This window comes from Pseudoalteromonas shioyasakiensis, from assembly GCF_001550135.1.
Lineage (GTDB): Bacteria > Pseudomonadota > Gammaproteobacteria > Enterobacterales > Alteromonadaceae > Pseudoalteromonas > Pseudoalteromonas shioyasakiensis.
On sequence record NZ_LRUE01000007.1, the window covers coordinates 23,668 to 38,751 of the forward strand.

At 40.6% G+C, this 15,084-nt stretch carries 31 protein-coding genes; 18 read left to right on the top strand and 13 right to left on the bottom strand.

Going from position 1 to position 15,084, the window contains the following annotated elements; translation table 11 throughout:
- Positions 1-193: 193 nt before the first annotated feature.
- The 6 genes from PASHI_RS03740 to PASHI_RS03765 are packed head-to-tail and all read left to right on the top strand — an operon-like array spanning position 194 to position 3,090.
- Positions 194-1,516 (top strand): DNA cytosine methyltransferase, encoded by a 1,323-nt coding sequence (locus PASHI_RS03740; protein ID WP_062564632.1) that lies wholly within the window; start codon positions 194-196, stop codon positions 1,514-1,516.
- Positions 1,513-1,746 (top strand): hypothetical protein, encoded by a 234-nt coding sequence (locus PASHI_RS03745; RefSeq protein WP_062564633.1) that lies wholly within the window; start codon positions 1,513-1,515, stop codon positions 1,744-1,746. The genes PASHI_RS03740 and PASHI_RS03745 overlap by 4 nt, the downstream gene beginning before the upstream one ends.
- Before the next feature lie 9 nt (positions 1,747-1,755).
- Positions 1,756-2,016, top strand: a complete 261-nt coding sequence (locus PASHI_RS03750; protein WP_062564634.1) for a hypothetical protein — start codon at positions 1,756-1,758, stop codon at positions 2,014-2,016.
- 45 nt (positions 2,017-2,061) lie between these two features.
- Positions 2,062-2,313 (top strand): hypothetical protein, encoded by a 252-nt coding sequence (locus tag PASHI_RS03755; RefSeq protein ID WP_062564635.1) that lies wholly within the window; start codon positions 2,062-2,064, stop codon positions 2,311-2,313.
- A gap of 26 nt (positions 2,314-2,339) precedes the next feature.
- The gene (locus PASHI_RS03760; RefSeq protein ID WP_062564636.1) at positions 2,340-2,693 is read left to right on the top strand and encodes a hypothetical protein; all 354 of its coding nucleotides are present in this window, start codon (positions 2,340-2,342) and stop codon (positions 2,691-2,693) included.
- Positions 2,686-3,090 carry a hypothetical protein gene (locus PASHI_RS03765; protein WP_062564637.1) on the top strand — a complete coding sequence of 135 codons (405 nt, stop codon included), beginning with the start codon at positions 2,686-2,688 and terminating at the stop codon, positions 3,088-3,090. Before PASHI_RS03760 ends, PASHI_RS03765 begins: the two co-directional genes overlap by 8 nt.
- Positions 3,091-3,268: 178 nt before the next feature.
- Here PASHI_RS03765 and PASHI_RS03770 read toward each other — a convergent pair whose 3' ends face one another.
- From PASHI_RS03770 to PASHI_RS03780, 3 genes are all read right to left on the bottom strand, one after another.
- Complete coding sequence (locus PASHI_RS03770) at positions 3,269-3,610, bottom strand: type II toxin-antitoxin system RelE/ParE family toxin (protein ID WP_062564638.1); 342 nt, start codon at positions 3,608-3,610, stop codon at positions 3,269-3,271.
- 12 nt (positions 3,611-3,622) lie between these two features.
- A complete protein-coding gene (locus PASHI_RS03775; RefSeq protein ID WP_082710860.1) occupies positions 3,623-3,862 on the bottom strand; it encodes a type II toxin-antitoxin system Phd/YefM family antitoxin in 240 nt (79 codons plus the stop codon).
- A 105-nt stretch (positions 3,863-3,967) separates the two neighbouring features.
- Entirely contained in the window at positions 3,968-4,681 is a 714-nt protein-coding gene (locus tag PASHI_RS03780; RefSeq protein WP_062564639.1) for a recombinase family protein, read from the bottom strand.
- Positions 4,682-4,857: 176 nt separating this feature from the next.
- Here PASHI_RS03780 and PASHI_RS21950 point away from each other — a divergent pair, with 176 nt between their 5' ends.
- The 3 genes from PASHI_RS21950 to PASHI_RS03790 all read left to right on the top strand — a co-directional run bounded on the left by PASHI_RS21950 (position 4,858) and on the right by PASHI_RS03790 (position 6,094).
- The gene (locus PASHI_RS21950) at positions 4,858-5,034 is read left to right on the top strand and encodes a hypothetical protein (protein ID WP_156426451.1); all 177 of its coding nucleotides are present in this window, start codon (positions 4,858-4,860) and stop codon (positions 5,032-5,034) included.
- Between the two features lie 86 nt (positions 5,035-5,120).
- Positions 5,121-5,705 carry a hypothetical protein gene (locus PASHI_RS03785; RefSeq protein ID WP_062564640.1) on the top strand — a complete coding sequence of 195 codons (585 nt, stop codon included), beginning with the start codon at positions 5,121-5,123 and terminating at the stop codon, positions 5,703-5,705.
- Entirely contained in the window at positions 5,702-6,094 is a 393-nt protein-coding gene (locus PASHI_RS03790; protein ID WP_062564641.1) for a hypothetical protein, read from the top strand. Before PASHI_RS03785 ends, PASHI_RS03790 begins: the two co-directional genes overlap by 4 nt.
- Here PASHI_RS03790 and PASHI_RS03795 read toward each other — a convergent pair.
- The 10 genes from PASHI_RS03795 to PASHI_RS03835 all read right to left on the bottom strand — a co-directional run bounded on the left by PASHI_RS03795 (position 6,091) and on the right by PASHI_RS03835 (position 11,113).
- Positions 6,091-6,525, bottom strand: coding sequence for a helix-turn-helix domain-containing protein (locus PASHI_RS03795; protein ID WP_058584047.1), 435 nt, complete (start codon positions 6,523-6,525; stop codon positions 6,091-6,093). The two genes, PASHI_RS03790 and PASHI_RS03795, sit on opposite strands and share 4 nt — an antisense overlap.
- A gap of 297 nt (positions 6,526-6,822) precedes the next feature.
- A complete protein-coding gene (locus PASHI_RS22045) occupies positions 6,823-6,966 on the bottom strand; it encodes a hypothetical protein (RefSeq protein WP_167542014.1) in 144 nt (47 codons plus the stop codon).
- A 69-nt stretch (positions 6,967-7,035) separates the two neighbouring features.
- Positions 7,036-7,263: a hypothetical protein gene (locus PASHI_RS03800; RefSeq protein ID WP_062564642.1), complete on the bottom strand. Its 228-nt coding sequence runs from the start codon at positions 7,261-7,263 to the stop codon at positions 7,036-7,038.
- Entirely contained in the window at positions 7,253-7,900 is a 648-nt protein-coding gene (locus tag PASHI_RS03805; RefSeq protein ID WP_062564643.1) for a ParA family protein, read from the bottom strand. Before PASHI_RS03805 ends, PASHI_RS03800 begins: the two co-directional genes overlap by 11 nt.
- Positions 7,901-8,123: 223 nt before the next feature.
- On the bottom strand, positions 8,124-8,315 hold the full coding sequence (locus PASHI_RS03810; RefSeq protein ID WP_062564644.1) for a hypothetical protein: 192 nt from the start codon (positions 8,313-8,315) through the stop codon (positions 8,124-8,126).
- Positions 8,316-8,332: 17 nt separating this feature from the next.
- On the bottom strand, positions 8,333-9,208 hold the full coding sequence (locus PASHI_RS03815) for a hypothetical protein (RefSeq protein WP_062564645.1): 876 nt from the start codon (positions 9,206-9,208) through the stop codon (positions 8,333-8,335).
- 1 nt (position 9,209) lies between these two features.
- Positions 9,210-9,836 (bottom strand): DNA N-6-adenine-methyltransferase, encoded by a 627-nt coding sequence (locus PASHI_RS03820; RefSeq protein ID WP_062564646.1) that lies wholly within the window; start codon positions 9,834-9,836, stop codon positions 9,210-9,212.
- Entirely contained in the window at positions 9,836-10,150 is a 315-nt protein-coding gene (locus tag PASHI_RS03825; RefSeq protein ID WP_062564647.1) for a helix-turn-helix domain-containing protein, read from the bottom strand. Before PASHI_RS03825 ends, PASHI_RS03820 begins: the two co-directional genes overlap by 1 nt.
- A gap of 5 nt (positions 10,151-10,155) precedes the next feature.
- Complete coding sequence (locus PASHI_RS03830; protein ID WP_062564648.1) at positions 10,156-10,413, bottom strand: hypothetical protein; 258 nt, start codon at positions 10,411-10,413, stop codon at positions 10,156-10,158.
- A gap of 73 nt (positions 10,414-10,486) precedes the next feature.
- The gene (locus tag PASHI_RS03835; RefSeq protein ID WP_062564649.1) at positions 10,487-11,113 is read right to left on the bottom strand and encodes an XRE family transcriptional regulator; all 627 of its coding nucleotides are present in this window, start codon (positions 11,111-11,113) and stop codon (positions 10,487-10,489) included.
- Between the two features lie 147 nt (positions 11,114-11,260).
- Here PASHI_RS03835 and PASHI_RS03840 point away from each other — a divergent pair, with 147 nt between their 5' ends.
- Genes PASHI_RS03840 through PASHI_RS03875 form a run of 9 tightly spaced genes read left to right on the top strand, consistent with a single transcriptional unit; the run spans position 11,261 to position 15,084 of the window.
- Positions 11,261-11,485 (top strand): hypothetical protein, encoded by a 225-nt coding sequence (locus PASHI_RS03840; RefSeq protein ID WP_062564650.1) that lies wholly within the window; start codon positions 11,261-11,263, stop codon positions 11,483-11,485.
- Positions 11,482-11,913: a hypothetical protein gene (locus tag PASHI_RS03845; protein WP_062564651.1), complete on the top strand. Its 432-nt coding sequence runs from the start codon at positions 11,482-11,484 to the stop codon at positions 11,911-11,913. The genes PASHI_RS03840 and PASHI_RS03845 overlap by 4 nt, the downstream gene beginning before the upstream one ends.
- 2 nt (positions 11,914-11,915) lie before the next feature.
- The gene (locus PASHI_RS03850; protein ID WP_062564652.1) at positions 11,916-12,329 is read left to right on the top strand and encodes a hypothetical protein; all 414 of its coding nucleotides are present in this window, start codon (positions 11,916-11,918) and stop codon (positions 12,327-12,329) included.
- Complete coding sequence (locus PASHI_RS21955) at positions 12,326-12,496, top strand: hypothetical protein (protein WP_156426452.1); 171 nt, start codon at positions 12,326-12,328, stop codon at positions 12,494-12,496. Before PASHI_RS03850 ends, PASHI_RS21955 begins: the two co-directional genes overlap by 4 nt.
- Positions 12,497-12,533: 37 nt before the next feature.
- Entirely contained in the window at positions 12,534-13,745 is a 1,212-nt protein-coding gene (locus tag PASHI_RS03855; RefSeq protein WP_062564653.1) for a tyrosine-type recombinase/integrase, read from the top strand.
- Positions 13,746-13,803: 58 nt separating this feature from the next.
- Positions 13,804-14,058 (top strand): hypothetical protein, encoded by a 255-nt coding sequence (locus PASHI_RS03860; RefSeq protein WP_062564654.1) that lies wholly within the window; start codon positions 13,804-13,806, stop codon positions 14,056-14,058.
- A gap of 2 nt (positions 14,059-14,060) precedes the next feature.
- Complete coding sequence (locus PASHI_RS03865; protein ID WP_062564655.1) at positions 14,061-14,462, top strand: hypothetical protein; 402 nt, start codon at positions 14,061-14,063, stop codon at positions 14,460-14,462.
- Positions 14,459-14,677: a hypothetical protein gene (locus PASHI_RS03870; RefSeq protein ID WP_062564656.1), complete on the top strand. Its 219-nt coding sequence runs from the start codon at positions 14,459-14,461 to the stop codon at positions 14,675-14,677. The genes PASHI_RS03865 and PASHI_RS03870 overlap by 4 nt, the downstream gene beginning before the upstream one ends.
- Before the next feature lie 17 nt (positions 14,678-14,694).
- The gene (locus PASHI_RS03875; protein ID WP_062564657.1) at positions 14,695-15,084 is read left to right on the top strand and encodes a hypothetical protein; all 390 of its coding nucleotides are present in this window, start codon (positions 14,695-14,697) and stop codon (positions 15,082-15,084) included.

The window sequence follows — 15,084 nt, forward strand, 5'->3', positions numbered from 1 at the left end:
ATCTAAATAATCATAAAGTATTTAATAGATATTTATTAAGTATCTTATAGATATTTAACAAATATTTTTACCTCAAAAAAACAAACCACCACTCACTTAAATTTATTGCTGCAAAGTCACAAAGAGCATGCTATAAATATAACTCGGTAACACGTTTTGTGTTATTTGTTTAATTTACTTCGGGGTGTGTATTGTGATTTTGGATGATGAAATTTCTGTTGATTTCTTTTGTGGTGGCGGTGGCGCAAGTTTGGGCTACGAGTGGGCCACGGGTAAACATATTGACTATGCAATAAATCATGATCCTGCAGCCATTGCTATGCATAAAATGAATCACCCATATACAAAGCATGCGCGCGAATCTGTTTGGAATGTTGATCCTGTGGCGATGTGCGCAGGTAAAAAGATTGGCTTTGCTTGGTTTAGCCCTGATTGCACACATTTTACTATTGCGTCAGGTGGCAAGCCGGTTGAAAAAAATATAAGGGCTTTGGCATGGGTTGTTGTTAAATGTGCTTTGCTCGTACAGGTACGTTCGTTTGGCTTTGAAAACGTCAAAGAATTTAAAACATGGGGCCCGTTAATTACAGACGAACATGGTAACTCATACCCTGATCCAGAAAGAAAAGGCGAAACGTTCAATGGTTTTATTGCTGCGCTTACTACAGGCTTGAAGCCTAATCACCCAGCATGGAAAGAGGCCGTTCAATACGCCGACATACAATACAATATCGCTTTAAAGCTAAAGCTATTTAAAGGGCTTGGCTATGACTTAAAACAAAAAGAAATAACGGCATCAAGTGTCGGTGCTGCTACCACTCGCCCACGGTTTTTTATGTTTGGTCGGTTAGATGGTAAGCCGGTTCGCTTTCCTAAAGAGCTGCCGATTGAAAACCAGAGGCCGATATCTGAATGTATTGATTGGAGCTTAGAGGGAGAAAGTATATTCACTCGTAAGCGCCCATTGGCCCAAAAAACACTAAAGAGAATAGAGATAGGTTTAGATAAATTTGTGTTTAATCATCCCAACCCCTTTATTGCTCCAATTCCATTTACAAAAGCTGATCATAGTAAATTAGCAGCATCATTTGTTCTTAAATTAAGGAATGGCTGCGTTGGCCATACGATGAATGAACCAATGCACACAATAACAAGTGGTGGTAATCATTTTTATGTGGTTAATGCGTTCTTGGTTAAATACTTTGGTACGGCCACCGCACGGCCAGTAACCGAACCCGTTGGTACATTTACAACAAAAGACCGCTATGCATTAGTGACAGTACACAGGCAGCTTTATAAAATTTTTGATATCAAGTTACGGGTTTTTACGCCTAAAGAGCTTTTCTTAGCAATGGGCTTTAACGAGGATTATAAAATATCGCACGATGAAAATGGTAAACCTATCAGTAAATCTGAGCAGGTTAAACGGGTTGGTAATGCAGTAAGCCCATTAGTGGCCAAGGCGCTTATAAAGGCGAATCAAGAGCCTGTTTATATTAATAGCGAAGTAGCATGACCGCGTTAACCAATAGCGGTGACTTTTTAGAGTACCTGGCATGCGTAAGAGAGCGATACCATGTTTTTGCTTTACCATCGATACATCGCGGCGAGTTCGACACAACGTATCAAATATATAAAGAAGGGCAGTGGCATGTGATTGGGCGCCACGATCCACCTAATGAGTATCTTATATTTGATTTACTCGGTGTTTACCAACAAAATGGCAAAACAAACACTACAAAATGACGAAATGTAATGGCAGTTGAATTTAACAGAGTAAAAGAAGGTGAGTTTTTACGCTTACTGAAAACGCGAGCAATCAATAAAGTGATTGCCAATCAAAGCGGCGAACGCAATAAGTTTCATGTTATCGCCATCATTGCTGATACGCAAACAGCGTTTACAGTTCGTCATGGCCGTGTTGACGAACTGCGCACTTGGCGACTTGATCAGCTTGCCGCGCTGTTAAATAAGCATGGCGTAACCAGATTTGATGTTCAAATGAGTGCTGTATAGGCCCTCAAGCGTAACCAATTTAATTAATTATGAAAGGTCATTGATATGAGTGCTGCAAGAGAAATTGCCGCCAAAGCGGTTGATAATGTGGAAGGGCTGTTGAAAGATATGTTTGCTGGTGAGTATGCAAATAATGAGGTTTCATTAGGCGTTTTACTCGATGGAAAAGAAGAAATACAAGTGCAATTAAAAGTAACTCGATCACCTAGTGAATTTATTGAAACTGAATACTGTGATTGGGATGATAGCTTTAAACCAATTGATGATGATTTAAAGTCAGGCAATTCACTTAGTTAATTAAGCTCCCCAAAATAGGATTTGCTATGCCGTTAACAGATGAAATAATTTTAAAAGCCCGAGAAAATGAAAATATTAAAGCTTTTAATGATAGCACCTGCTTTTCTGTTAAACCTAGATGGTCTGTTTATTATGACTCCATACATGTAGAGCTAATTTTTACAGGTGAATCTGCATTTAATGAGCTGATGAATATATTAAATAATAATGATTTTCTGAGAACGGTGACTATTTGGGTTTCAGATGGTAAGAACATTAAAACCACAAAGCACAAAAAAAGGTTGTTTTGGCATGGCAGTGAGCGAATATCAAAACTACGAGCCAAGGAGTTGCTAGAGAAAGCTGCACCAATTACAAATAACGGGAACAAATATGAGTAATAATATAGATGTGAATGATGATGAGTTTGTATCAATGATGAGGCTATGGGTACATAAAAATGCCACCTATCCTTTGGAGCTTATAACTCTTTTATCTGCAGCGAATGGCGAAAAGTTAGTTGCCATCCCTGATTATGCGAACCCAGATAACTTTTTATTTTTGGGTGAAAAATCTTACAAAACCTATCAGTCAGCACTAACAAAGGTTGGTGCGCTTATGGATAAGATGAATTACCCAAAATCACTAAGCATTTACAAGTTGAGTCATCCACTTAGTTGCCCGGCTTTTTGTCGCGGCTATGAAGGTAAAGACGATTTAAACCCATACACTAACGAAAGCGATATAGCAGAATGGAATGCAGGAACTGCTTATCGACTAAGTGAAGCGGAATCGTAATAAATTAAGTGCGGCGCTTAGCTATAGAAACTCAGTAGTACGGCACCGACACAGCTAATAGACATTCGTAGCCCGCTAACTATTAGTGCTCATGGGCGCAACCGCAGAACGCTGAAAGGTTACGCTTTGAGCCGCGCTTAAACCAACAAAAAGGCCAGCTTTATAGCTGGCCTTATCTTTAAAATCGTGTTCGCAATCGATGATCATCGATAACCGTTTTATAGTTCATGCGTACATGACAGAATATTAATAAGTAAATATTGAAAGTATCACCATCACGGCGTATTTCATATATAAAGCGATAATCACCTTTGATCATTTCTCTGAAAATCGGTGAGTCGTAATACTCACATTGTTTGCCTGATTCTGGCAAAACAAGGAGCTGATTTTTCCAATCGCCAATAGTAGCTTTAATGGTGTCTCTTGCCTCGTCTATGCCGTGAGAGCTGGTGCGCCATTCAATAGCGTCTTTAACGAGGTCTTGTGCGTATTCAGTAATTTCAATATTTACATTGTTCATAGTCTGCCTATTTTAAATTGAACTTAAAAAGTCATCGATAGGCGCGGTTTTGCCTTCTTCAATGTCTTTTCGTGAATTAATTAATAGCTCCATAAAGGCTATTTTTTCTTGCTGACGCTCGAATGCTGCGTGTGTTTGTACTACTAACGATTCTTTGCCGTTTTGAGTAACAAACAACGGAGAAAAGCCGAGTTCGTCAGGCAAGCTTGCCGCTTTAGCCTTCATTTCGCTGATTGTCGCGATTTGCATCATAAGTCCTATCTCCAAGTTTTACTCTCCACAAGTCTTAATTTAAGCTTGTAGTCCAAATATAGACCGATATAGATTGAAATGCAAATATTCATTAAATAGGCAGGGTTAGTTGTTGGGGTTTTTACGTTTAAGTCGGGCTTTTATTTCACTAATACTTAATCCATTTTCGTACAGGCCCCGTTCGCGGGCTTGGCATATTAGTTCATCACGGCGATCGAGCCATTTTATTAAGGCGGTGCTGCTTACACCTAAGCGCCGCGCAATTTCACTTTTAAACACATCTTGGCTTAACCAAAAAAGTATTTGGTTTTCGGTTGTATCAAGTTTGCTTTTAATAATCGCACCTTTAGCCCGTCCTGCAGGTAAACCCTGTTCTTGGCGGCGCTTAGCGGCTGCTTTTGCTTTTCGGCTGCGTTGTTTGCTGAAGTCTTGAGCGGCAAAAGCTTGCCCTATTTGTATAAAGAATTGGCCAATGTCGTTTTTATGGCTGGGTGTGAGGGTGTCACCAGTTAAGCAAAAATGCAGCTCTGCCCCGGAATTTATAATCCGGGTTGTCACTTCCATTATATCGCTGATTGAATCTCGGCCTAGTCGTTCAATGTCATTAACTAATACGCGATCACCTGGCGCAAGACGCTCGATTAAATCAACAAGGCCGCGCTGGGCTTTGTCGGTTTGTGAACCGCTCAGTGTGTATTCATACCATTTGTATATAAATAGCCCGTGTTGCTCAGCGTAACGGGTGATTTTATCGCGTTGGCCTTTCGAGTCCTGTTTATGGCCATCGCTAATGCGTATGTATGCGTAATTCTTTGCCAATCCGTGCCTTTCAACTTTAGGGTTGTTTTAGTGTCGCTAGAGTTTACATAGTGGGCTGATATCAAAGCGAATTTAATAAACTCTAGGGTAAACCCTAAAGTGTGTTCAGTGTCAAATTAAAGATGGCAAGTAAATTGCTAAAGAAGGGGGTTAACTACTATTAAGGAAATATATACATGACATTATCAGCACTTTTACTAAGCACTCTTTCAACTGGCGCATTACCAGTGGCAAATATTGATACGCGCAAACTTCAAGGTTCTGGCGGTATCGTGATCATGCCACCTAAAAAAGAAACCTTACAAGGTTCTGGCGGCATTGTGATCATGCCACCCAAGAAAAAAGAAAACTAAAATTGATTCGTCAGTGAAAGCCAGCTTTATAGCTGGTTTTTTTGTGCCCAAAGAGATATTCTAGCCACTCTATCAAAGGAGTGAGCATGTTCGATTACCTCGCTGAATTATATAATGAATTTCTTGTTGTTAGGTCTACACATGAAGTGTTTTCTTGGCAAAGCTTGATCGCCCTGGCGTACTTTATTGCGCTAGTGTCCTCTATATATAGAGCCCACTTCAATAGAGAGCTATTTACTGACTTTTTATCGATAGCGGTGGTGTGTGTAAAGTACTTGCTTACATCGTTATTGATGGAACGTGTATTAGTGTATATTGCCGAGACAGGTAATTGGCATTCGGCGCAAAATGTTTACCTTGCATTATTTGCAGTTAATATACTCAGCATGTATGTCGTTTACTGGTTGCATAAACAGTTAAGTTTTAAGTTTGGCCCGTTGTTTTTTGCTGTCATCAAATTAACGGGATTGGTGGCCACCGCGCATTTTTTACTGTGGTTTAAGGTGGTTGTACTTGATGTGCAAGAAACATATATATTTTTGCATTATATCTATAGTTTCATTGTGTTATGCGCAAGTTCATTGTTGGCAATAGCCATGCTTTTTCCTAATGTTCTTCGTACACGATTCGGGTGTATAATTGGCTTGAGTTTGCCAAGGGGGCGAGAATGACAACAATTTTTATCATTGCTATTGCAGCTGCAGCGTTCCTGCTTATTCTTAGCACGGTTTTTACAATGAAAAACCGTTACTTTGATAAACAAGTACGTAACTTATCTGAGCAGTATGCTCGTTTGTCTATTGATTTCAAAAATGAAACTAACCCAACGCGCGCTTTTGAGTTACATGCCAAAGCTGAAAAAATTAAAACTGATCTTGAATTAATTATTGGCAAAACAACAACGATGCGTCGTTATGATTTTGAGTTAGCAGATATAGATTTAAGCTCAAAAGAGCCTGAACCTGAATTGAGCTTAGGTGAGCTATTGCGGCAATATGAAGAAAAGAATGGTAGCCGCGTTATTTACGCTCAGTTTAACCAAGACAAAAAAGACAGCTAAGCGCTGTCTTTTTTGTTTTTAGTCCAGTGTAAATTTAATTCATGTTCTATGCTGGCCGCTTGAATCTTTGCTAGGTTCTCTATGTCATCAGGTGTGTCGGCTTTATTAATAAAACCGCCACCTTTCAATTCAAGTAAGCTTTTAATTAGGCCGTTTTTAATTACGAGCAGATCGTTTCCGTCTATTTGCTTCACTGGGGTACCATATAAAAGTTGATCAAAGCTTATGCCTGTTTCACGGCATGTTTGGTCAATAACTTCATAAGGTAACGACGCCCGATTTATTCTTGCTGTGCAAAAAGAAGTACTCAAACCTAAGTGCCTCTCTAATTCAGCATTGTTATTTAATTGGTAAGCTAAACAAACACGGCGAAACACGTCTTTAACGTGCTGTTGTTGTGCAGTTAGTTGTTTATCTTGCTTTTTAAACATGCGGGTACCTTGTTATTATTGCCGATATAGTAACCGACTTTTTTTGTAATTTCATTCCCTTAAAATCACAAAACTTACATTTTGTAAGTTTTTATTGCATTCGCTGAAATTTATGGTACTTTTTCAGCGGTGATTAAGTCGTTATTCAGGGATAAGTTATGGACAATTCAAGCGCAAAAACAATCGAAAATATAAATGAAGCGCACTCATTGGCGGTGGTTCTGGCTAGAGCAACAGAGGACGATCCGCATTTGCTTTGTGTGGCCCAGCGGATCGCCATATTGCTAGGCGACAGCGTTACTCAATTAAATAACGGCCAATCGATTCTCGAAACCAAAGCGGCTTAGTTGCAAGCCAATTAGCCAGTAATTCTGGTGACAGTGTATGTAAATCAATTAGACGCATTTTTTCAATTGCTGTATATTGTGTACTATGTGACATTTAAAGTTCCTCTTTGGGTGTTGCGTGTTAAGCCGGTGGGGGTCGAAGTTCACCGGCTTTATCTTGCCTTTATTCTTCTTTCTCTAACTTTTCAGCTATCGAGTCATAAATAAAAGCGCTAAAGTTACCGTGATATTTGCCAGCTTCTTTTAGCTTATTAAAACGTTCTTCTAAGCTTACTGGTAATTTGTTCAATACTTTTGATTTGGTGGCTTTTTCACTAGGCTGTTTGTTCTCACTCAGCGCTGCACCTTTGCCAACGTTTGATTCAGTGATTTTTTTAAATTTATTGGTCATTTTTCTTACTCTCTAATAAAAGCGCTACTTCTTTTGCTAATGCTTTGATATCTCTTGCAGCATCGCTGTATTTGGTTTTTCGGTGTGCGGTTACGCCCACACCTTCAAAGTGGGCGATGTTATGAAATTTGCTTGTTGGTATGCGCGTAGAAAGCATTTTTAAATGAGACATTTCATTCACAAAGCCTTCGAAGTCTTCAAAGTGTTTACGGCTAGGGTGCGTACGCGTTAAGAACACATGGCCAACTTGTTTTTCGCCTAAATCATTACTTATTTCTACGAGCATATCGTTAAAGCGATTTAACCCCTTAACCTCTTTTATGTCGTCGTTGCTTGGTACCAAAACAACATCGGCCAAGGCGATGGCCACGCGGTTTACATCTGAATCGAAGCCGCCGCAGTCAACCACAATCGTTTTACCTTGTTCGCTTTGGCTTAGCGTTTTGATCATGCTTGCTTTATCAAGGCCATGAATAACATTTAGTTTATTACCTGGCTCTCTATATTCATTTAAGAACGAAATACCATCGTGTGCATCTTGGTCAATTATGATGTCCGGTTTCATTATTTCGACTAAATTTAAAGCAGTGGTGGTTTTGCCAACCCCGCCTTTTTGGTGTGCTAGTACTATAATCATGCTCGTTTCCTCTTGTTGGCCTAATTAAAGTAAAACATACTTTTAAAATATGCAAGTAGTATTTAATAAATACTCAATAAATATTTATTAAATATTTTTAAGCAGCGGCTTTAGTTGATATAGGTGTATGGTTATTACTAGTTAATTGGCAAAGTGTGAGGGTGTGCCCGCAGGGCGGGCTAGTATAGTGAGGGGTTAATCTTGATATCTTGTTTTAGTTAGCTCAACCATAACCGGCAAGCCCTTTTCTTAATTCTTCGGCGCACTCAGGAAATGCTTTAATGTTGCGTTTTATGTCTTGTTTGCTCATCCACAACCAATAACTTTCGCCATCGTCATCAATAATGTCGAATCGCGCCGCTTCTTTACCCCGCGCATTACGGATTCTATTAAATTCGATAAATGTAATTTGCATTGATAATTCCCTATGACTTAATGGTTGTGATTAACGGGGATCAAGTCTTTATCGTGTACCACCCCATCTTGCAGTTCGTTAACGGTAAATAACCAATCTTTTGCATATTCTATGGTTTCATCGGCCATTCTTAACCCGCCTTTGGGGGCTGCACAAAGCTGCGGGCCTGTTTCTGGGTCAAAAGTAACTAGGCCACCGCGCCCGCTTTCATGTAGGTATAACAATGATCTGCCTTCAAACATACTGCCGTCTGGTCGTTGAATCTTTGTTTTTTGTGGCCAAAATATTAAGTAATCTTTGCCTTTGTGATAGAGGCCCGCACCTGTGTTTAGTTCAAGTTCTGCTTTTTGCTGACGTATTTTGTTAATGCATTCGTTATAACGCTGCTCATGGTGGGCAATCGTTTTGCGATATTCTTTAGCTTCACGCTCTAATTTTTTATTACGCGCTTGGGCTTTTGTGTTGGCCTCTTTTGTGCGCTTTATTTGTTCTTTTAGCTTTTCTGGGTTGAGTTGCTTTAGTTCTCGAACAGCTTGCTGAGCGGCTTCTAGTTGCTGCTTTAACATTGTTATTTGATTAAGCTGTGCTGTCGTCGTCTTAGCGAGTGTTTGCGCATCTTCAATCGCTTTAGCTGCTCTTTTTAAATCGTCTGTTTGCTGCGCTAGGCTTTCTTGCTGAGAGGCAACAAGGCGCTTTTCTGCTTCAAGTTGAGACTTGAGTATCTGGATTTCATCAGCCGTGTTTTGTTTATAAAGCTCATGGATTGTTTGCTGTTCTTCACTTTCTGCTTGCTCTTGGTTGTAAGCATGGATAAATGAAGTTAATAAATCAGATGAGTGTACTTGAGTTAGTATGTCTGTGATCTGATCGTGACTTGGTTGCTCGTTTGTCATGTTATTTCTCGTTTAATGCGTTGTGGCCCATGGCCATAAGTACGTTTTTTTGAATTGTGGCAAATTGGCAAGGCTGGCCAATTAGGTGTGGGTTAAATTCAATGAGGCACATTGGTTTGTTGAGCTCTGCAGGTTCTTCTTTCCCAGTTCGTGAATTGACAAAGCGAATGCCACCACTGCGCCATTTTAATTTTGGCTCGCCCTTATTAGGCCCGCTTTTATACACGCCCTGTTCTTCGTAGTAGCCAACAATGTCTATGATTTTGCTAGCTCTGTCGTGCGGCCACCATTCGGTACGATTGTCGCGCGGCACGAGTAAGGTGCTTAATACACCTTTATTTTGCTGCTCTACGACTTTATCTATCCATGGCAGAATGTTGCTATAGGGTGGGTTTATCCAAACAGCGGGCGTTTTTTCAAATGGGATAATGTCTGCAGACCAATCTATCTTTAATGCATTGCGCTGCTTTGTGTAAAAGTGATCACATAAAGCCGATTGCTTTGTTGCTGCTGCATCAAGTACATAGTTGTATTGGCTGTTAAATGCAGCAAAGAGCCACAAAGGTGTGCGGGTTGTATCGCGATGCCGTTTGGTGCTTTTGCTAGCATGGTTGTTGATTGACGCCATTATGCTACCTCTACGCGTCGAGCTACACGAACATGAGTACGAACTAAACGAACGGGGCGCATGGCTTTTGTGTCGCTAATGTGGCTTGCACCTAACACAGCTAAACAAAGGCATAATGTGCGAGTGCCCAATAACCCTAACTGCCAAGCACGGTGCATTAAATGAGCAAGGGTTTTAGCCCCAACCTTTGATTGCATGAACCGCAGCTGCACACCTAACTCGGTTTGGTTATAACCAAGGGAACTGCCAATTTCATAATTGGTTTTGCCCTCGGCCAGTTGGTTTAATATCGTTTTTTCATGCTCGTTTAACATGGTGGCTATCCTTGTTGTGTTATTGCTACTACGTTTAAATCACCAATCGCTATGGCGGTGCTTTGTAACGCAAGCTGTGTATCTTCTGCATCGTGCTGTATAGCAAGTGCATGCATAATAATTTGCTCAACGATTTCGGGTGTAACACTCCCCTCACTTAAGCGAATGATCGCCTCTGCGTTGTTTTTCATTGAAAGAAGGCGCCCACCTTCGCGATTAAGTGACTTTAAAGTGTTTCTTTGTGCTTGCGCGAGTGTAGTCATTTGGTAATCCTTCGTTATGTGTATATTTTCTATTTGATCACGTTTCGTGGTTTGTGTTGGCGAAAAAAAGCCATTACAGCTTTTTATCAGCCCATTGCCAGTGACCAATGTACTTCCCGATAATGTCGAGGTTTTGTAATTGGCTTTCTGTCATTGGTTGGTCGCTGTAATCTTTTTTGTTGTGAGTAAATAGGGTGAAACCGCCGCCTATCTCGCCGCGAATACCTCGCAGAACAACCCCTGAATCATCTTGAATCGCATAGATGCCAGGTTGTTTTGATACACGCGTAACACCTGTATCAATGAACACGGTTTCGCCTTTGTTAAATGCATCTGTCATAGCGTCATCTGTCACTGTTACTTCACGCAAGTTATGTTCTGAAATATTAAGAGACTTTAACGTTTTGCGATTAATTGCCACTTCGCTTGTATCACTCACTGCATAGTGAGGCGAACTGCCATCAATGTTTGCGTTCAGGCCAAGCACGTATTCAAGTGATACATCAAACGCTCTGGCAATTTCTTTTAGAAGTTCGCCACTGGGCGTACGTAGTCCCGTTTCATAATTAGACCAAGCAGTCGGGCTTAACCCAACTTTCTTTGCAGCTTCGCGCTGTAACAGTTTTTTGCTGGTTCTCAGCTCTTTAAGTCGCTCAGTAATTGTTGCTGGGCCTTGTTCATTCACTGTAAGAGTCTTCATAGGCTGCTCATGTTAACCGTGTATTTTTAAGATGGTAACACAAAATGTGTTAATTGCTAGCTGCAAACCCACAAAAAACATGCTATAAGTATTTTTAAATACCACGATACGTGTTATTGTCTAATAAAAATCACATAAGGTGTTTTTATGACATTTGCAGAGTGGGTAAATACAACGTTTGACGGTTCATCAAAGGCCGCTGCAGCACATTTAGGGTTGCTGCACCGAACCGTTTATAGCTATTACGCCCTCGAACGATTCCCGCGCCCAACACAGTGCCAAATTATCTTGTTAAAGAGCGAAAACAAGATTGATTTGGAAAAGTGGCAACAGGCGTTTTCGAATAAGAAAAATAAAAAGGTGAACGCATGATTATTGTTCTGTTTGCAGGTACACCAGAAGCGCTAAGAGCTGTATACGGGCATGTAAATGCTCAGCACAAAGGGCTGCTTGATTATGTGAATTTGGGTACAACTGATAGCGAAAAAGTGCGTCTTAATCATGCGGCTAATACAGGCTGCATGTTTACCGAGCACCGCGTAACACTCATTGTAAATCCGCAAAATTCAGAAGAATTAAAGCTGCTTAGAGCACGTAAAGCGATTATTTGTCATCAGTATGGGAGCAATTTATCGCGCCCAATTTATAACGATGTTAGCTGTGCCCGGGGGGATTTTTATTTTACAGATAAGGTCGTTAATAAGTGTTTACCTGGCCACGTTTTAACGCCTGATGAATTACTTAGCGAATGCCGAATAAAACACCGTAATAACCGCGTAAGTGCGAAAAAGAGTAAGTGATTATGGTTGGTTCGGTGCGCAGTAAGACACAAGAACGAGAGCTTGATGCTTATTTAGAGTTGTGGGCCCGTTGGGTGCATTCTGGCGCCGTTCGTCGTAGCACATCAATTATGCAAATTATTATGGAGCAGGGCAGTTTTGCCCGTGGCTGTTCAGGCAGCAGGGCATTAGTGACCGACTGCGTTGAGCTAACAATTGAATCATCGCTTTCGCGGTTAAAAGAAAAAAACATGAACGCAGTGCTTGTGTGTCGCTATGAGTACGGCGCTTTGCTCATAAAGAACTTACCAGTAGATGCGAAACGAGTTGATAGAGCGCTAAGGCTTGGTATGAGTTTAAGAACTTATAACCGTCGTTTAGCTGAGGCTCGTGAGTGGTTAACGGGGTGTTTAATTGCCAGTGGAGATATGAAATGAAAGAACGATTTTTAGAGCCTTTACACAAAAACGATACACAGTATTCAGGTTGGAAACGCCCTTCGAGACAAACCCTAACAAAAGCTGATCCTGCGAAGGTTCGCCGCCGCCGCGTTCATGAAGATATGAAAGCTTTAAAAGAAATCGAACAGCAATACACGTTTTAGTTATCCACAAATTTTCTTAATAAGGTGTGATTAAATAATGAGCCATTACCGCGCTAACCTCACAGACAACCTAATAAAACAGCAAGTTAGCGCTGGGTTTAATCGGTTTCGTGATCCGCGCTATCCACTTGTGCTAAGAATGCATGCATCACGTAAAACAGGCTCATGGTTTTTAGTCGACTTTAAATCTGACAATTGGCATAAAGTTGGCGTATGGCCTTTGTTCAACTGTAAAAAAATGCTTGAGCTAGTGCCAGATTTAATGGCGAAACATCAATTAGATTTACCCGTTATTACCAATCAGTTTGAAACCGTTAGCGAATTATTAGCATGGTTTTCGAGTCGTCAAGAAGCAGATAAAACAATATCTGAAAAGCGCCGCATTAATATAAAGTCGACGATAGAAACCCACTTAATACCAAAGTTAGGTCAGTGTGAATTAGCCACGTTCTCTAATGTTGAATGTGAAAACCACTTGATTTGGCCAATGCAAAATGATGATTATGCATTGAGCTCTATTCGCCATCATTTTCAACTACTAAAACGCGCCTTTGATCAAGCAGAAAAAACCGAGTTAATAGAGCGCAACCCATTAAAAAACACAACGTTTAAATCATTCATTCAAACAGCAATCAAGCCAAAAAAAGCCCGCTTGTCGATTGGTAACGAGCCAGAACTTGCTTTGTCATTATTAAAGCCTAATACCATGGCCGAAATGATGTGCTGGTTTATGTTGTTGCATGGTACCCGCATAGGTGAAACCCGCCAGTTAAAGTGGGAGTTCATAGATACGAACCATAACTTGATCACTTTACCAGAAGAAATAACCAAAACGACTGAGCATGTCATACCGCTTACTGATCATGCGCTTAAAACGTTAATCGATTGGCATAAGAGAAGCCTAAAAACCAACCGCAGTAAATACATTTTTCCAGCCAAAAAGCGCGGGCCAATCTCTGAAAGTGATGCAAGCAAACTAGTAAACCAAGTGAGCAATAAGAAGTGGAGCGCCCACGATTTGAGAAAGTTTTGCCGTGGTCGCTGGTTGATTATTGGTATCGATTCAGTGGTGGCCGAACTGCTATTAAATCACAAATTAACAGACCTGCAGCAAACGTACTTGCAAGAAGACCCAACACCTATAAAAAGAGAAGCTTTGGCGCGCTGGGCTGACCATTTACATGCAGTGAAAACACAATATGAAACCAAGACAGAGGCAAGATCATACGATTTTAACGCGCTTAATTAATCCGTTGTGTGGTGTGGGTTAGGGCGCATTTGGGGCAATTTACAGGAAGGAAGACGTAATGATAGATATTTACACAGATGAAACAGCGACTTTATTACAACCAGGTGAAAAGGTTTTACGTAGTTTTAGGCTGTCAAAAATAAGTTTATTTACAGGTTTTAAAAGGGTGAATTGTTACCAAGGCCCACCACACCACTTCATTGGGGAAAGTCGTCGTTGCTATTCTACGGCTAGTCTTAAAGAAACCCACAAAGCGGTAGTTAATTTTGTTAATCCTACTTATTACTTTCCAAAAGTAGCGGCGGGGGTGTAGCTGTGGCTAATTTATTTAAAAGAGCTTTTAACTTTTTGACGGCATCAAAACCCAATAATGCCGATTTAGCTAAGTGTGTAAATCTTTATGATGGATATAAAATTATTAGAGCAGAGCTTGATTTAGTCAGTTCAATATCATTAATCCAGTACACCAAATTAAAAAAATCAAATTTAATAAAACGCACTCCTCCTTTTTATGTAATGAGCATGGAAAAGTTCCTTTTAGCGGCGATTATTTCGAACCACCCGCTTGGACAAAAAGATGAGCTTTTGGCCTCGCTTAAGCTTTTTGAAATTGCGAACGGATTAATGGAGCTTATTTCAGCTGAGACTCAGTTACCCACTTCACTTGATTACTCAGTTTTAGAGGATGAAATTAAAAAACGGAGAAACGCATCATGATCTCATTTACCCCAATAGAGCTAATGGCCGCGATTGCTGTTTTAGCGCTTATTTGCCTTGCTGCAGTTGTTATCGCGTTCTCACTTGGCCGTGACTCAGTAAACATTGACCTAGAGGTTAAACGCCGCGTTATACAACCAAATTTACCATTTATTGGTTATCAGCCAAGAGTAATAACCCCGCCGCCAATGATGGCCCCACCAAGAAAAGTTTAAGAGAGCAGAGGTATAACATGGCAACAGGATTAGTTTCACCTGGCGATAAGTTCAATAACTGGACTGTGGTTAAACAGGGCGAAAAAGATAAACAAGGCGGTCAGCAATTTCATTGCGAGTGTGTTTGCGGTACCAAACGCTTAGTTCGTAAGTGCAACTTAGGCAATGTAAAAGGTTGTGGGTGTGATCGTAAAGCGTATGTACCGAGTGGCAAGTACGCCAAAAAGCAGGTGCGCAAACCATTATCAATAAAACCAAAAGAGAAACCAGAAAAGTTACCAAAGCCTCAAAAAGAAGTGGTGGCCAAGGCCAAAAACATACAAAGAGATTTAACACTCAGAGAAAAACTTGAGCTCAAGTTAGATGCTCAGAGGTTAAGAAAAGAATTAAGCGATCCTTGGGGTTAG

Excerpts from the sequence above, each read along its gene's own strand:
- PASHI_RS03845 (WP_062564651.1), top strand. The coding sequence starts at position 11,482 with ATGATTATTGTTCTGTTTGCAGGTACACCAGAAGCGCTAAGAGCTGTA.
- PASHI_RS21955 (WP_156426452.1), top strand. The coding sequence starts at position 12,326 with ATGAAAGAACGATTTTTAGAGCCTTTACACAAAAACGATACACAGTAT.
- PASHI_RS03815 (WP_062564645.1), bottom strand. The coding sequence starts at position 9,208 with ATGACAAACGAGCAACCAAGTCACGATCAGATCACAGACATACTAACT.
- PASHI_RS03810 (WP_062564644.1), bottom strand. The coding sequence starts at position 8,315 with ATGCAAATTACATTTATCGAATTTAATAGAATCCGTAATGCGCGGGGT.
- PASHI_RS03795 (WP_058584047.1), bottom strand. The coding sequence starts at position 6,525 with ATGTTTAAAAAGCAAGATAAACAACTAACTGCACAACAACAGCACGTT.
- PASHI_RS03775 (WP_082710860.1), bottom strand. The coding sequence starts at position 3,862 with ATGATGCAAATCGCGACAATCAGCGAAATGAAGGCTAAAGCGGCAAGC.
- PASHI_RS03770 (WP_062564638.1), bottom strand. The coding sequence starts at position 3,610 with ATGAACAATGTAAATATTGAAATTACTGAATACGCACAAGACCTCGTT.
- PASHI_RS03875 (WP_062564657.1), top strand. The coding sequence starts at position 14,695 with ATGGCAACAGGATTAGTTTCACCTGGCGATAAGTTCAATAACTGGACT.
- PASHI_RS03825 (WP_062564647.1), bottom strand. The coding sequence starts at position 10,150 with ATGTTAAACGAGCATGAAAAAACGATATTAAACCAACTGGCCGAGGGC.
- PASHI_RS21950 (WP_156426451.1), top strand. The coding sequence starts at position 4,858 with ATGACATTATCAGCACTTTTACTAAGCACTCTTTCAACTGGCGCATTA.
- PASHI_RS03870 (WP_062564656.1), top strand. The coding sequence starts at position 14,459 with ATGATCTCATTTACCCCAATAGAGCTAATGGCCGCGATTGCTGTTTTA.
- PASHI_RS03840 (WP_062564650.1), top strand. The coding sequence starts at position 11,261 with ATGACATTTGCAGAGTGGGTAAATACAACGTTTGACGGTTCATCAAAG.
- PASHI_RS03785 (WP_062564640.1), top strand. The coding sequence starts at position 5,121 with ATGTTCGATTACCTCGCTGAATTATATAATGAATTTCTTGTTGTTAGG.
- PASHI_RS03790 (WP_062564641.1), top strand. The coding sequence starts at position 5,702 with ATGACAACAATTTTTATCATTGCTATTGCAGCTGCAGCGTTCCTGCTT.
- PASHI_RS03765 (WP_062564637.1), top strand. The coding sequence starts at position 2,686 with ATGAGTAATAATATAGATGTGAATGATGATGAGTTTGTATCAATGATG.
- PASHI_RS03805 (WP_062564643.1), bottom strand. The coding sequence starts at position 7,900 with ATGATTATAGTACTAGCACACCAAAAAGGCGGGGTTGGCAAAACCACC.
- PASHI_RS03850 (WP_062564652.1), top strand. The coding sequence starts at position 11,916 with ATGGTTGGTTCGGTGCGCAGTAAGACACAAGAACGAGAGCTTGATGCT.
- PASHI_RS03860 (WP_062564654.1), top strand. The coding sequence starts at position 13,804 with ATGATAGATATTTACACAGATGAAACAGCGACTTTATTACAACCAGGT.
- PASHI_RS03800 (WP_062564642.1), bottom strand. The coding sequence starts at position 7,263 with ATGACCAATAAATTTAAAAAAATCACTGAATCAAACGTTGGCAAAGGT.
- PASHI_RS03830 (WP_062564648.1), bottom strand. The coding sequence starts at position 10,413 with ATGACTACACTCGCGCAAGCACAAAGAAACACTTTAAAGTCACTTAAT.
- PASHI_RS03855 (WP_062564653.1), top strand. The coding sequence starts at position 12,534 with ATGAGCCATTACCGCGCTAACCTCACAGACAACCTAATAAAACAGCAA.
- PASHI_RS22045 (WP_167542014.1), bottom strand. The coding sequence starts at position 6,966 with ATGTCACATAGTACACAATATACAGCAATTGAAAAAATGCGTCTAATT.
- PASHI_RS03745 (WP_062564633.1), top strand. The coding sequence starts at position 1,513 with ATGACCGCGTTAACCAATAGCGGTGACTTTTTAGAGTACCTGGCATGC.
- PASHI_RS03820 (WP_062564646.1), bottom strand. The coding sequence starts at position 9,836 with ATGGCGTCAATCAACAACCATGCTAGCAAAAGCACCAAACGGCATCGC.
- PASHI_RS03750 (WP_062564634.1), top strand. The coding sequence starts at position 1,756 with ATGGCAGTTGAATTTAACAGAGTAAAAGAAGGTGAGTTTTTACGCTTA.
- PASHI_RS03755 (WP_062564635.1), top strand. The coding sequence starts at position 2,062 with ATGAGTGCTGCAAGAGAAATTGCCGCCAAAGCGGTTGATAATGTGGAA.
- PASHI_RS03760 (WP_062564636.1), top strand. The coding sequence starts at position 2,340 with ATGCCGTTAACAGATGAAATAATTTTAAAAGCCCGAGAAAATGAAAAT.
- PASHI_RS03835 (WP_062564649.1), bottom strand. The coding sequence starts at position 11,113 with ATGAAGACTCTTACAGTGAATGAACAAGGCCCAGCAACAATTACTGAG.